This window comes from Clostridium sp. CTA-17, assembly GCF_054767895.1.
In genome coordinates, this window is the sequence record NZ_BAAABF010000003.1 from 1 (window position 1) to 15065 (window position 15065).

The 15065-nt window shown below is 30.9% G+C and carries 16 protein-coding genes; all 16 read right to left on the reverse strand.

The annotated features are described in order from the left end of the window. Positions 1-182: 182 nt before the first annotated feature. Complete coding sequence (locus ACYUCG_RS06495; protein ID WP_283704630.1) at positions 183-1184, reverse strand: LacI family DNA-binding transcriptional regulator; 1002 nt, start codon at positions 1182-1184, stop codon at positions 183-185. Positions 1185-1322: 138 nt separating this feature from the next. Next, positions 1323-2228 (reverse strand): ribose ABC transporter substrate-binding protein RbsB, encoded by a 906-nt coding sequence (gene rbsB, locus ACYUCG_RS06500; RefSeq protein WP_060796084.1) that lies wholly within the window; start codon positions 2226-2228, stop codon positions 1323-1325. 21 nt (positions 2229-2249) lie between these two features. Beyond that, positions 2250-3185 carry an ABC transporter permease gene (locus ACYUCG_RS06505; protein ID WP_003456058.1) on the reverse strand — a complete coding sequence of 312 codons (936 nt, stop codon included), beginning with the start codon at positions 3183-3185 and terminating at the stop codon, positions 2250-2252. A gap of 13 nt (positions 3186-3198) precedes the next feature. Next, a complete protein-coding gene (locus tag ACYUCG_RS06510) occupies positions 3199-4704 on the reverse strand; it encodes a sugar ABC transporter ATP-binding protein (RefSeq protein ID WP_460268334.1) in 1506 nt (501 codons plus the stop codon). 85 nt (positions 4705-4789) lie between these two features. Beyond that, positions 4790-5185 (reverse strand): D-ribose pyranase, encoded by a 396-nt coding sequence (gene rbsD, locus ACYUCG_RS06515; RefSeq protein ID WP_060796086.1) that lies wholly within the window; start codon positions 5183-5185, stop codon positions 4790-4792. Positions 5186-5187: 2 nt separating this feature from the next. After that, positions 5188-6120, reverse strand: a complete 933-nt coding sequence (gene rbsK / locus ACYUCG_RS06520) for a ribokinase (RefSeq protein ID WP_283704632.1) — start codon at positions 6118-6120, stop codon at positions 5188-5190. Between the two features lie 140 nt (positions 6121-6260). Continuing rightward, positions 6261-6728 (reverse strand): peptide deformylase, encoded by a 468-nt coding sequence (def, locus tag ACYUCG_RS06525; protein WP_060796088.1) that lies wholly within the window; start codon positions 6726-6728, stop codon positions 6261-6263. A gap of 155 nt (positions 6729-6883) precedes the next feature. Continuing rightward, positions 6884-7843, reverse strand: a complete 960-nt coding sequence (locus ACYUCG_RS06530; protein ID WP_003465120.1) for an MraY family glycosyltransferase — start codon at positions 7841-7843, stop codon at positions 6884-6886. A 145-nt stretch (positions 7844-7988) separates the two neighbouring features. Further along, positions 7989-8555: a helix-turn-helix domain-containing protein gene (locus tag ACYUCG_RS06535; RefSeq protein ID WP_283677842.1), complete on the reverse strand. Its 567-nt coding sequence runs from the start codon at positions 8553-8555 to the stop codon at positions 7989-7991. Positions 8556-8771: 216 nt separating this feature from the next. Next, positions 8772-9416, reverse strand: a complete 645-nt coding sequence (locus tag ACYUCG_RS06540) for a V-type ATP synthase subunit D (protein WP_460268336.1) — start codon at positions 9414-9416, stop codon at positions 8772-8774. A 2-nt stretch (positions 9417-9418) separates the two neighbouring features. Continuing rightward, on the reverse strand, positions 9419-10801 hold the full coding sequence (locus ACYUCG_RS06545; protein WP_003449785.1) for a V-type ATP synthase subunit B: 1383 nt from the start codon (positions 10799-10801) through the stop codon (positions 9419-9421). Then, positions 10794-12569: a V-type ATP synthase subunit A gene (locus tag ACYUCG_RS06550; RefSeq protein ID WP_003455930.1), complete on the reverse strand. Its 1776-nt coding sequence runs from the start codon at positions 12567-12569 to the stop codon at positions 10794-10796. The genes ACYUCG_RS06545 and ACYUCG_RS06550 overlap by 8 nt, the downstream gene beginning before the upstream one ends. Before the next feature lie 16 nt (positions 12570-12585). Continuing rightward, entirely contained in the window at positions 12586-12903 is a 318-nt protein-coding gene (locus ACYUCG_RS06555) for a V-type ATP synthase subunit F (protein WP_003449642.1), read from the reverse strand. Next, a complete protein-coding gene (locus ACYUCG_RS06560) occupies positions 12890-13897 on the reverse strand; it encodes a V-type ATP synthase subunit C (RefSeq protein ID WP_195466384.1) in 1008 nt (335 codons plus the stop codon). Before ACYUCG_RS06560 ends, ACYUCG_RS06555 begins: the two co-directional genes overlap by 14 nt. A gap of 12 nt (positions 13898-13909) precedes the next feature. Further along, positions 13910-14506, reverse strand: a complete 597-nt coding sequence (locus ACYUCG_RS06565; RefSeq protein WP_003449544.1) for a V-type ATP synthase subunit E — start codon at positions 14504-14506, stop codon at positions 13910-13912. A gap of 27 nt (positions 14507-14533) precedes the next feature. Continuing rightward, on the reverse strand, positions 14534-15028 hold the full coding sequence (locus ACYUCG_RS06570) for a V-type ATP synthase subunit K (protein ID WP_003449657.1): 495 nt from the start codon (positions 15026-15028) through the stop codon (positions 14534-14536). Between the last annotated feature and the right edge of the window lie 37 nt (positions 15029-15065).

Here is a 15065-nt window from a genome sequence, read left to right on the forward strand (position 1 = left end):
TAGAATTTAAATTATTACGGAGAAGATATTACGTTAAAAAGCTGAGACTGTTCGAAGCGAAGCAAGTTTCGAAGCTTTAGTAATATCTTCGGAGTAATGATTATAAATTCTTAGCGAAATCTAGTAATTCTCGGAATATGTTTGTAAGTCTTATTATTAACTTTTGACACAACCTCATTTAATTATTTTACTGTTCCCCTCTCTACTAAAGAAGGCTCTAAATTTATTATTTTGCTTTTTAAAGATTTATTGTTTATTAAATCCATAAGTAGTTTACAAGAAGATTCCCCAATTTTATATATTGGTTGAGCTATGGTAGTTAATTCTGGCTCCATATAAGAACAAATGTTTATATTATCATAACCTAATATGCTTATATCTTCAGGTATTTTATATCCGTTTCTTATTAAGTATTTCATACCTCCAATTGCCATAACATCACTACTATAAAAAATTGCATCTACCTTTTTATTATTTTTAATTATTCTCTCTGTGGCATTTATTCCACCTTCCATAGAGAAATCAGATTCTTCTATTATGGTCTCACTAGATATTCCTAAGCTCTTTGCCGTATTTTTGAAACCTTCTAGTCTTAAATTAGCTATTTCTAAATTAGCCTTTCCTGTAACAAAGGCAATATGCTTCTTACCTTTATTAACTAAGTAATTTACCCCTAATTCAACACCTTTCTTGTTATCACAAAATACACCATTAGCATTTTTTTCATCTGAAACCATTCTATCAATCATAACAAAAGGAATCTTATTATTTTTTAGAATTTTAATCCACTCTTTACCATCACCACAGGCTGCTATTATAACACCATCTACTAATTTACTAATTAAAAGTTTTAAGTATTCCTCTTCCTTCTTTTTTTCATTGAGAGTGTTGCACAAAATAATACTATAACCATGCTTTTCACTTTCAATTTCTATGGCCTTTGCCATTTCTGAGAAAAAGGGGTTTTGAATATCTGGTATTATCATACCTAAAGTATAACTCTTTTTAGTACTTAGGCTTCTAGCTAATGAATTTGGTATATAATTCATATCTTTTGCAGCTTTAAATATTTTTTCTCTAGTTTCTTTTGAAACATTTATTTCTTTATTATTTAACACCATAGATACAGTGGTCTTTGATACATTTACTGCTTTAGCTATGTCTAGTAATGTAGTTTTTCCCATTTTACGCAACACCTCTTGTCCGCTTCCTTTTATAACAACAGTAATTATACCATATTATGACTACCTATACCCCTACTATTTAGCATATACAAGCATTATTTAATATTATTAATCAAAACAAATCTGAAATTTTACTAATTATTTAGTATATACCTTAAGGTCTGCTGCTATTTTATCTTTAATGCTTTCACCCTTATATATCTTATTAGCTAATTCTACTCCTAATGCTCCAATTAAATCTGGTTGTTGAGCTATTGTAGCTGTCATTTCATTAGCATCTATGGAATCTTTAGCATCATCATTTCCATCGAATCCTATAACTAATGCATTTATTCCACTAGCCTTAATTGCTTTAACTGCCCCTAAAGCCATTTCATCATTGTGAGCAAATACAACTTGTATATTAGGATTAGCTTGTATTATATTTTCCATAACTTGAAGGCCTTTTTGTCTATCAAAATCAGCAGCTTGTATTGAAACAAAGTTAAATTTATCATTTTTATCCATTATATTATGGAATCCTTCTCCCCTATCTCTAGTAGCTGATGCACCTGGAATACCTTGTATCTCAACTACATTTATTGGTCCTTTTTCATCTTTGAATTTATCTAATACATACTCAGCAGCCATTTCTCCACCTTTTATATTATCTGAAGCTATATGGCTTGTTATTTTTCCACCATTAGCTTGTCTATCTAATGTTATTACTGGAATATTACTCTTATTAGCTACCTCAACAGTCTTAACTACAGCATCACTATCTGTTGGATTTATAAGTAAGGCAATAACTCCTAATTGTACTAAATCCTCTACATTTGCTCTTTCCTTTGCTGGATCATTTTGAGAATCTAATACTACTAAATCATACCCTAATTTTTCTGCCTCTTTTTCTGCTCCATCTTTCATATTTACAAAGAATGGGTTATTAAGTGTTGATACAACCATACCTATTTTAGGTTTATTGTTCTTTGTACATCCCATAAATGAAGTCATAAGCATCATGAGTATTAATCCAACTGAAAATATCTTTTTATTTATATGCATAAAACTCACCTCTTAAGCTTCTTAATTTTTTCTGCTCTTTTTATCTAAAAGTACTGCTATTAATATAACTAAACCTTTTACTATTGATTGATAGAATGGTGATACATTCATAAGGTTTAATCCATTATTAAGTACACCTATAATAAGAGCACCTATTAAAGTACCTGTGATTGTTCCTTCTCCCCCTGCTAAAGAAGTTCCTCCTATTACTACAGCAGCGATAGCATCTAATTCAAATCCTGTTCCTGCATTAGGTGAAGCAGATCCTATTCTACTTGTTATTATTACCCCTGCAATAGCTGAAGCAAAACCTGATACTACATAAACTAAAGTTTTTATCTTATCTGTATTTATTCCTGATAATCTTGAAGCATCTTCATTTCCACCTAAAGCATATAAATATCTTCCAAATCTTGTTTGTGATAAAGCATATACTGCTATGATTGCTATTATTATTGTTATTATAACTGGTATTGGCATAAATCCAAGTTTACCATTTCCTATTTTAACAAAAGCTTCAGGTAATTTTGATATTGGAGTACCATCTGTAAATACTAAAGTAGCCCCTCTAAATATTGTCATTGTAGCTAAAGTAACTATGAATGCTTGTAATTTTCCTTTTGATACTAATAAACCATTTATTAATCCAACTGCTATACCAATAACAGCTGCCACTATAATCGCTAAGAATACGTTTCCAGTCGACTTAACAATAGAAGCCCCAACGGCACCACTAATAGCTAAAGTAGATCCAACTGATAAGTCTATTCCACCAGTTAAAATTACAAAAGTCATACCTATTGCTATGATTGCATTAACTGAAACTTGTGTAAATACGTTAGTTATATTAGATACACTTAAAAAGTTTGGAGTAACTATAGTAATAACTATACATAATAATACTAGTCCTATAAGAGATTTATATTTAGATATATTTGCTTTAACATTCGCTTTCATTATGTAATCCTCCCTAATTGTTTATTCCAACGGCTAATTTCATTATACTTTCTTGGTTTGCTTCATCTCTATTTAATTCACCAGAGATTCTTCCTTCACTCATAACCATAATTCTATCACTAATTCCTAAAACCTCTGGTAAATCTGAAGAAATCATTATTATGGCTTTTCCACTAGCTTTAAGTTCATTTAAAAGTTCATAAATTTCTTTCTTTGCCCCTACGTCTATTCCTCTAGTTGGCTCGTCAATTATTAATACTTCTGGAGATAACATAAGCCATTTAGCAAGTATAACCTTCTGTTGATTACCTCCACTTAAATTCTTAATAAATTGTTCCTTATTTGGAGTTTTTATGTTTATCTTCTTAATATAGTACTCTATATCCTTTGCTTCTTCTTTTTTGTCAAGAGATTTAAACTTATTCTCATATTTCTTTAAGTTACATAAGGTCATATTTTCTCCAACAGACATTCCTAAAATACATCCCTCTTTTTTTCTATCCTCTGAAAGATAACATATACCATTATTTATGGCATCACTTATGCAATTTATATTAATATGACTTCCATTTAAAGAAATTTCACCACTTGTTCTTTTATATTCTCCAAATATTGTTTTTGCAAGCTCTGTTCTTCCTGATCCCATAAGACCTGCAATTCCTAATATTTCTCCCTTTCTAAGAGTAAATGAAGCTCCTTTAACTCCTTCCTTACAGCTAAGATTTTTAACTTCTAAAGCTAAATCTCCTTTTTTAATATCTCTATATGGAAATTGGTCCTCTATGGTTCTTCCAACCATCATTGCTATAAGCTTATCATTATCTATGTCTTTTATTTCTGCACTTCCTGCATATTTACCATCTCTTAATACTTCTACTCTATGACATATTTTAAATATTTCTTCCATTCTATGTGATATGTATATTATTGCTATTCCCTTTTTTCTTAAATTCTCTATTACTTTAAAAAGGTTTTCAGTCTCTACATCAGTTAAGGCTGTAGTAGGCTCGTCCATAATAATTATTCTAGCATTCTTAGTTAAAGCTTTTGCTATTTCTATCATTTGCTTTTCACCTACATTAAGAGTACTAACTAGTCTATCGGGATCTATATCACAGCCTATTTGTTCTAAGAACATTTTACTTCTTTCATCTAATAACTTTTTATTTATTCTTCCTGTAAATTTACTATGTTTTTCATTACCTAAAAATATATTTTCTGAAACAGTTAAGTTATTTAAAACACTAAGTTCTTGGTGAATTATTGTTATGCCAGCTTCTTCTGCTGATTTAATTCCCTTTACTTCTACTTCACTTCCTTCAATGAATATTTTACCTTCATCTTTTTTATATACTCCACTTAGTATTTTCATTAAAGTTGATTTCCCTGCTCCATTTTCTCCCATCAAAGCAGTAACTTCTCCACCATAAGCCATTAAACTAACATTATCTAAAGCTTTGACTCCTGGAAAGGATTTTGATACACCTACCATTTTTAGCATTGGTGTTCTTTCACCCATTTACTACACCTCCCAAAATAATTCCTATTTTGCAAAGAATATTCTACTCAATAAATGATGAGTAGAATATTCTTTTTTAAACTTTTTAAAAAACAACCCCTGATTTTAAGATTATATTTGCATATGGAGTTTGTTCTCCAGTTCTAACAACTGCCTTACAATCTTTTAATTCTTTCTTTAATTCCTCATGTGATATAAAAGTTATTTTAGTATCTTTTATAATCTCTTTTATTTCTTTAAATAATTCTGGACTTACTTCTTCTGTTTCCTCAGCAATAAGTACCTCTTCTACTTGTAATTCTTCTAAAATAGCTTTTAAAGTTTCTATAAAGCCTGGTACACCTTTTATTAAAGCTAAGTCTATTCTCTCAGTTTCCTTTGGTATAGGTAATCCACAATCCCCTATAGCCAACATATCAGTATGTCCCATCTTTGATATGACTGAACTTATGTTACTATTTAATAAACTTGTTTTTCTCATAATTACTCTTCTCCCTTATAAACTTCTAAAACTTCCTCTAAATATGGTATTGATGGTTGAGCTCCTTTTCTTTGTACTGCTATTGATGATACCTTATTTCCAAATCTTATGGAGCTACTTAAAGTCTCTCTTCCTAAATTTTTAGTATCTAACTTTGAACTTAAACCTCCAATGAAGCTATCTCCAGCTGCTGTAGTATCTATTGCATTAACTCTATAAGCTGGAACTATTTCACAAAACTCTTCTCCTATTAAAGCCGCTCCCTTTTCACCAAGAGTAATAATTACAAACTTAACTCCTTTACCTAAGAATATCTCACCAGCCTTTTTAGCATCTTCTATATCTTTTATTTCAATTCCAGTTAACAGCTCTGCTTCTGTCTCATTTGGAACTATTATATCTGTATAATTTAATAATTCATCTTTTATTTTTTTAGCTGGAGCTGGATTTAATATTGTAACTTTTCCATTCTCCTTAGCTATTTTAAATGCTTCTATTGTAATATCCTCTGGTGTTTCAAATTGTGAAATTATAATATCTGATTCTTTTATTAAATTTTCAGCACTATGTATTTCCTCCTTTGTTAATGTCATATTTGAACCAGCATTAACAATTATTGAATTATTTCCATTATCATTTACCATTATTAAAGCCATTCCAGTTGGCTCTATTCTATCTTCAAAAACATATTTAACATCTATATTATCTTCTACTAATTTATCTCTTAACTCTCTTCCATTTTCATCTTTTCCTATTTTAGAAATCATGAAAACTTCTGCACCACTTCTTTTAGCCGCTACAGCTTGATTAGCTCCTTTTCCACCAGCTATTTTTTGAAATGACTTAGAAAGTATAGTTTCTCCTACTTTAGGCATATCTTTAACCTTTAAAACTAAATCCATATTCATACTTCCAAGTACACATATCTTATTCATTAATATCCCTCCCTAGTTAACCGCTTCACTGAACCGATTAACTATATAATAATACTTTTGTAAACGATAATCAAGACTTTTTTTATAAAAATATAAAAAAAGAGTATAGATTTTAAAATCTATACTCTTAAACTAGCTATTTACTTTTCTACTAATTCGTACATTTCTTTAGCTCTATCAACATACATAATACCTTCTAAATGATCTATCTCATGCAAGAAACATCTTGCTAAAAGGTCTTGAGCTTCATAAATTTTTAATTCACCATTTTCATTTAAAGCTTGTATTCTTACTGCTCTTGGTCTTTCAACTAATCCCTCATGCATTACATAGCTTAAACAACCTTCATAGTCTTCATAAGTTTCCTTTGAAACTCCTGTTACCTCTGGATTTATAAGAACATATTCATTCTCACCATCTCCAAAATTTATATAAACAACTCTTTTATTAACTGCTATTTGAGGTGCAGCTAATCCTATTCCTTCTACAGTTGCTAATGTATCTTTTAAATCTTGTATTAATCCTTTAACTTCATTAACATCTTTAACAGGTTCTGAAACTTTTTTTAAAGCTTCATGTCCTATTTGAACTATTTTCTTAACAGCCATTTAACTTCTCCTTTCAAAATTCCTATAAATATATTAAAACATAAAAATATAAATTTTTCACTAATAAATTATATATTATATTCTCTGTAAAATATTATTGACTGTCTTTAAAGCATCTAAGTTAAAACTTATTATACTTTAAAGACAGTCAATACTTATAATATTATCATAATTATTAATAATGATACTAAACTTAAACATCCACTTAGTATGCATATATATGACACAATTTGCTTTACAGACATTCCTCTTTCTTGTAGCCTATAATGTATTTGGCTTCTATCAGCTTCATAAACAGGCTTTCCAGATTGAAATCTTCTAAAAATTACAAAGATATTATCAAAAATAGGAACTCCTAAGGCTAATACTGGCACTAATATAGATAATGCTGTTGCTTGCTTAAAAGCACCTTCTAAGGCTATAATAGCTAAAATAAACCCTAAAAAGTTAGCACCTGAATCACCCATAAATACCCGCGCTGGATGTCTATTATATCTTAAAAAGGCTAATATTGACCCTACTAGAGTTATTGACATATATGCAGAGTTAAATTGTCCTTTTGCAAGAGCAACAACAAACATAGTCATAGCAGATATTATGGAAATGCTTCCTGCTAATCCATCCATTCCATCAGACCAGTTTATTACTGTAGTAACCCCAAAAATCCATGTTATTGTAAGTATATATTGAATCCATCCTGAAAATTGAGTAAACTCTCCAGTAAATGGATTAGTTATACCCCTAAAAACAATCCCAGCTTTAAAAACCATAGTTGCAGCTAAAATTTGAATTATAACTCTTGGATAAATCGGAAACTCTTTGCCCTTTCCCTTATAATAGTCATCAATCACTCCTATTATTATTACCAAAGTAGATGCTATAAATATAATAAAAGTTTGTGATAATTGCCTTGTAGAATCTATTCCAAAAAGGTATGTTGCAAAAAATCCTATATACATAACAACCCCACCTATTAAAGGTGTTAATTTATCATGCTTTTTTCTACCTGTAGGCTTATCAACAAAACCCTTTTCATTTGCAAATTCAATAAACTTTGGCATTAATAAATATACTATGACAAAAGGAATAAGCATTACAATTAAATACTTAATCATTTTTTCTCCCTCTGTATTAAAAACATTTTTTCTTACATATACTATTCTAGTAGATTAATAAGTCATATTAATGACATTTTAATTAAAATTATTTTATCACTTTTTATTATATCACTAATTAAGAAATTTAATCGTATTTTAAGAATTATTCTATTTCATGTTTTAAGCAAACTGAAAATACATGACATGGGATTTTCCCTTCTTCTTTTCTTTCGTATTTTTTAACCAGTTCTCTCATTTGTCTATTTACTTCTTTAAACTCTTCTTCATTTAAGTATATGTTCTTATAATTGAAACCTATAGAATCTTCTGCATTACCAGTATCTACTTTCTCAGATATTCTTTTCATAGTTTGTTCCTTTGAACTATCATAATATTCACTTAGAATATTTAATATTTGAGATTTGTATACTTGCTTAGCTTCATTTTTAATTTGATTTCCCTCTATGTTGAAGCTTTCTGCAGTTAGATAATAATATTTTGCTATTATTCCCTTTATTTCTTTTGTTTTTACAAGCTCTAAGATGCCTGCTTTTTCTAATTTTTTAATGTGGTAATGAACTTTTGCTGGTACTTCCCCAAAAAAATCAGCAATTTCCTTTACCGTAGCAGATTCTTGATTATTTCTAAGATAAGTTATTATCTTCAGCCTATAAGGATCTGAATATGCTTTTATTTGTTCTAAAGTTGTTAAATTCATAACACTGTTCATTTTAAGCCCCCCCTATTATTTCAGTATAATATTTACTTATTATACCATATTTTTAGATATTTTACATATATAAAGATATTATTAAAATTTTTATTATATTAAAATATCTATTTTGCTTAATAAGATTATACATTTTATTTTGAAAATAGTAAAGAAAAAAGGCAAATCTTGATGTTTTATTAACATAAGATTGCCTTTTTTATTAATTTAAATATATTATCCTCTTTGCTCTATCATAGACTTAACTTTCATAAGTCTTGTTAAGGCACTTCTCTCATTTTCATCAAGCTTCATTCTGATGTATCTGATAGTTTCTTTTAATTGAGGAATTGTCATATATTCAAGAGCGTTAACTCTTCTTCTTGTCTTCTCTATCTCGTCTGCCATAAGCTGACCAGATTTCTCAACTTCTGCAAGTTCTAATAACTTTGGCAAAATTCCATATAGTTTAGAAATTGCATCATCAAGTTCAGCTGAAGTATTCATAAAGCCATAAGGATAAATACTACCTTCATCACCTTCTAATTTTCTTTTGAAGTTCATTATAGGTACATTTACACTCATTATGTTTTTATTTCCCATTTCAACCTCAATTTCTTCTTTAGGGTATGCTATAGCTTCCTCTAGGAACTCTGAACTCATAACAGCTCTAGCCATAACGAAGTCTTTTAAGGAACTTCCTAGTTCTTTTTCAACTTCATCTCTTAATTGATTATTATATTTGATAAGATTTATGAATTGTCTCATTAACTCATCTTGCTTATCTTTTAATAATTTATGTCCTCTTGTTGCTGTTGCTAATCTTTTCTTTAGCTTTGAGAGTTCCATTCTAGTAGGATTGACATTTAATCTTTGTGCCATTCTTACTCATCCTCTCCAACAGGCATATACTTTTCAAGATATTCATCTCTAATTCTCTTAAGCTCTGTTCTAGGTAAGATCTTAAGTAATTTCCATCCAAGATTTAGAGTTTCCTCTATTGTTCTGTTAGTTGTGAAACCTTGTGAAACATATTCATTTTCGAAAGCTTCAGCAAATTTAGCGTATGCTTTATCTACATCTGATAATGCTGATTCTCCTAAGATAGCAGCAAGTTCTTTTGCTTGCTTACCTTGAGCATATGCTGAGAATAATTGGTTCATTGTATCAGCGTGATCTTCTCTAGTTTTTCCTTTACCAATACCCTTATCTTTAAGTCTTGATAATGATGGTAAAACATCTATTGGAGGCATTATTCCTTTCTTATAAAGTTCTCTTGAAAGGATTATTTGTCCCTCAGTGATGTATCCAGTTAAGTCTGGAATTGGGTGAGTTTTATCATCTTCAGGCATTGTTAATATTGGAATTTGAGTTATTGAACCTTCTTTTCCAACTAATCTTCCTGCTCTTTCATATAATGTTGAAAGGTCAGTGTATAAGTATCCTGGATATCCTCTTCTTCCTGGAACCTCTTTTCTAGCTGCAGAAACTTCTCTTAAAGCTTCACAGTAGTTTGTTATATCTGTCATTATAACAAGAACGTGCATTCCTTTTTCATATGCTAAATACTCAGCAGTAGTTAATGCCATTCTTGGAGTAGCTATTCTCTCGATAGCTGGGTCTGATGCTAAGTTCATGAATAGAACTGATCTATCTATAGCACCAGTTTTTGTGAACTCATCTACGAAGAATTCAGCTTCTTCGAAAGTTATACCTATAGCAGCGAATACAACTGCGAACTTAGAATCTGAGTTTAAAACTTTTGCTTGTCTTGCAATTTGAGCAGCTAACTCTTTGTGTGGAAGACCTGATCCTGAGAAAACAGGAAGTTTTTGTCCTCTAACTAGAGTGTTAAGTCCATCTATTGCAGAAATACCAGTTTGAATAAATTCTGATGGATAGTTTCTAGCAACTGGGTTTATAGCTTCTCCATTTATATCTAATCTCTTCTCTGGTATTATGTTTGGACCATTGTCTTTTGGTCTTCCCATACCATCGAATACTCTTCCTAACATGTCTTCAGAAACACCAATTTCAAGTGGTCTTCCTAAGAATCTTACTTTTGTATTTTTAAGGTTGATTCCTGCTGAACCTTCAAAAAGCTGAACCATAGCTTTATCTCCGTTAACTTCAAGAACTTTACCTCTTCTTAACTCACCAGTTTGCATTTCTATTTCAACTAGTTCATCGTATTTAACACCTTCCACGCCTTCAACAGCCATTAAGGGTCCTACAACTTCTGTAACTGTTCTGTACTCTTTAAGCATTTAGAACACCTCCCTCGCTGATTAACTTGTTCATCTCTGATTTTAATTCAACTAAGATGTCATCCATCTTACTTATTTCTTCTTCTGAAATATATTTACTTCTTGCAATTCTATCTCTAACAGGAAGTTTTAATACTTTATCTAAATAAACTCCAGCTTCTAAAGCTTTTTCAGCCTCATGTTTGAAACTTAAGATTAAGTTTAACATTTTGTACTGTTTATTTAATGAAGTATATGTGTCATTCTCATGGAATGCGTTTTGTTGTAAATAGTCTTCTCTTATTGATTTAGCAACTTCAAGTTTTAATCTATCACCTTCTGAAAGTGCATCCATACCAACAAGTCTTACTATTTCTTCTAAGTTTGCTTCTTCTTGAAGAAGTGCCATAGCTTCTGTTCTTAATGCTGACCAATCGTCTGCTACGTGAGCATCCATCCATTCACCCATTTTTTCTAAGTATAATGAGTATGATGTTAACCAGTTAATTGATGGGAAGTGTCTCTTGTATGCTAATTGAGCATCTAGTCCCCAGAAAACTTTAACTATTCTTAAAGTTGATTGTGTAACTGGCTCAGATATATCTCCTCCTGGAGGGGATACTGCTCCGATAGCTGTAACAGCTCCTTCTCTTCCATCTTTACCTAAAGCTACAACTTTACCAGCTCTTTCATAGTAATCAGCAAGTCTTGATCCTAAGTATGCTGGGTAACCTTCGTCTCCTGGCATTTCTTCAAGTCTTCCTGACATTTCTCTTAGAGCCTCTGCCCAACGTGAAGTTGAGTCAGCCATGATTGATACTGAGTATCCCATATCTCTAAAATACTCTGCTATTGTTATACCAGTATATATTGATGCTTCTCTGGCAGCAACTGGCATGTTAGATGTATTAGCTATAAGAACTGTTCTCTTCATTAAGCTTTCCCCAGTTTTAGGGTCTTTAAGTTCTGGGAATTCGTTAAGAACGTCTGTCATCTCGTTACCACGTTCTCCACATCCAACGTAAACAACTATCTCAGTATCTCCCCATTTAGCAACTTGGTGCTGAACTACTGTTTTACCAGCTCCGAAAGGTCCTGGAACGGCAGCAGCTCCACCTTTAGCTACTGGGAAGAAAGTATCTATAACTCTTTGTCCTGTAGTCATTGGTTCAACTGGATTTAATTTTCTTGCATATGGTCTACCTTTTCTTACAGGCCATTTTTGCATTAATGTTAAGTTCTTATCACCTTTTTCAGTTTCTACTACAGCGATAACTTCTTCTACATTGAAATCTCCAGCTTTGATTTCTTTTATTGTACCTTCAACGCCGAAAGGAACCATTATTCTATGAAGAACAACGGCAGTCTCTTGAACTGTTCCTATTACGTCTCCAGCTGAAACCTTATCTCCAACCTTAGCAGTTGGCATAAAAGGCCATTTTTTCTCTCTATTTAAAGATTTAACTTCTACCCCTTTACTTAAGAAAGCAGAATTAGCTGCTTTCATGAAAGCGTCTAGAGGTCTTTGTATTCCATCGAACATTGACTCTATAAGTCCTGGTCCTAACTCTACTGAAAGTGGTTCTCCAGTAGTTATAACTGGGTCCCCAGGTCCAATACCTGATGTTTCTTCATATACCTGGATTGAAGCCTTATCTCCTCTCATTTCAATGATCTCTCCGATAAGACCTTTTTCTCCAACTTTTACAACGTCATATACATTAGCTTCATCCATACCTTCAGCAACTACTAAAGGACCTGAAACCTTGATAATTTTCCCCGTTTTCAAGTTATCTACCTACTTTCTATAAAATGTTAACGCCAACTGCTTTTTCAACGTTATCTGATATTCTTTGTTTTCCTATATTTAGAGTTCCTTGATTGCTTGGAATTAATATTACAGCAGGAAGTACTTGTCTTGTATATCTCTCGATAGTTTCTTCTATATTCTTAGCTACGTGCTCTGTAACAAAGATTACTGCATAACCTGTCATTGCAAGCTTATCAATTGTTTTTCTAGCTTCTTCATCCTCAACTACAGGGAACACATCTATTCCAAGAGCTTTGAAAGCTAAAACTGAATCTTTATCACCTACAACTCCTATTTTCTTATACATATCCATCACGCAGCCTTTCTCTTATTACTTCCTTAGTAATATTGTTTAATTTACCAACCATGATAGTTCTTATTTGCTTTATTTCATTCTCTTTAACATACATATATGTTAAAACTGGCTCTAAACCTTTAGTTACTATTTTAGCTTCCTTCATTATACTCATTATGTGATTATCAATAAGCTTTTCAAATTCACTAACTGATGAAGTCTCTATGTAACTAGCTATACCTTCTCTTAGTACTTGTGAATATTCTTTACTACTTAAGTTGTTTGGAATATTTTCGATTGTATCTAAGTATAAACTTCTAAACTTACTTGCATCTATACTACCACCTGGTACTATAGCATCTAAAAAGAAGTTAACATTTTTATCTTGCTTTTTAGCTCTTAATAATGTTTTCACATTATTTAAATCTATAAGATTAGTAAGATATCTATCTAAAGCCTTATCTTTTATATTTTTCTTATTTGCAATTTCATGAATATGAGCATATAAGTATTGATCTGCGATTAAATCTATAAATTGAGGATCATTAGTTTCCTCAAACTTTTCAAATATTTTTCTTAAGCACTCTTCCATTTTCTTAGGAAGTCTACCAAAATCTTCTCCATTTATTGCAGATTTTAAATCATTTATTCCTACCATACCAACTGGTATTAGCATTTGGGAAAAATCTTTATCTAAGATTTTCCCCTTAACTAACACTTTTATGTTATGATAGTCATATTTTAAAGCCATAACATCTATGATTTCTTTTAAAGGACTAGCTTCATACATAGTTTTATATAATCTAACTAACTCATTTGATAAAAGAATTTCATAATCATCTGGTCTTCTTACTTCATTCATAAATGCTGCATACTCTGTTTCTTGTAGAACTTTTAATGCACCTTCTGAAGTGTTTGCATCTATCATTCTTTCTATTTGAGCTTTATCAAGGAGTTTCTTTTCGTATACTCTGATTCTAGGAATTAATTGCAAAAATTGCATTGAATCCATTCTTCATCCTCCTTAATCAAATAATACTTTGTTCACCTCAAACTCTAACTCTCCTCTTAAAGAGTTAATTAAAGCTTCAAAGGTATTATTTATTTGTATTCCATTTCTATCTAATATGAAGCCACCATTAAATTTGCCTTCCATATTTAATGTAATACTTCCTTTTTTTCCTTTAGATTCAAGTTCTTTATTTAATGCTTCCAAGAACTCATTGCTAAATATATCTTTATCTTTTTCATTGATTATAATAACTTCTGTTCCTTCTAACTCTAAAGAATCTAAAGTTGAGATAACATAGTATTTATAATCTCCATTAGAAAGATTTTGTAATTTTTCTATAGCTTCGTTAAATACTTTTGATATAACGTCTTGCTTAGCTCTTAACATATCATTTCTTACTGATAATTTAGCATTTGAAATTATTCTTGCTTTTTTAACTTCTGCTTCTATATTAGCTTTAGTTATTATTTCTTCTTTATCCGCTTCTGCTCTATTAGTTTTCTTAGATATTATTTTATCTTTTTGGGCTTCAGCGTCAGCTAATATATACTTTTTCTTTTCTTCAGCATCATTTAGAATCTTGGAAGTTAAATTATTTAAATTTGACATTCCCTTCACTTCTCCAATCTTTGCTTACTATTTTATTACGCTTGCACCATTTACTAATAAGAATGATATAACGAATCCTAATAATGCATATGTTTCAACCATTGCTGCGAATATGATACCTTTAGTATTGTGCTCTGGTCTTTTAGCTAAGATTTGGATACCAGCTGCAGCTGCTTTACCTTGAGATATACCTGACCATAATCCAGCGATAGCTATTGGTAAACAAGCAAATAATAAGTATAAGCCTTTAGCTAATGATGCATCACCATTACTGATTTGGTTAAATACTAAGAAACCTATAACGAATCCATAAAGACCTTGTGTACCTGGTAATAATTCAAGAACTAATGCTTTACCAAACTTTTCTGGTTCTTCAGTAACTAATCCTGCTGCTGCTTCCCCAACTATACCAACACCTTTAGCTGATCCTATACCTGACATACCTACAGCTAATGCTATTCCAAAAGCTCCAAATATTAATCCTCCGTAATTTGCCATAAAATATGAAATCCAGTTTTCCATAATTTAATTCCTCCTGAAAATATAATGTTATTTTAAT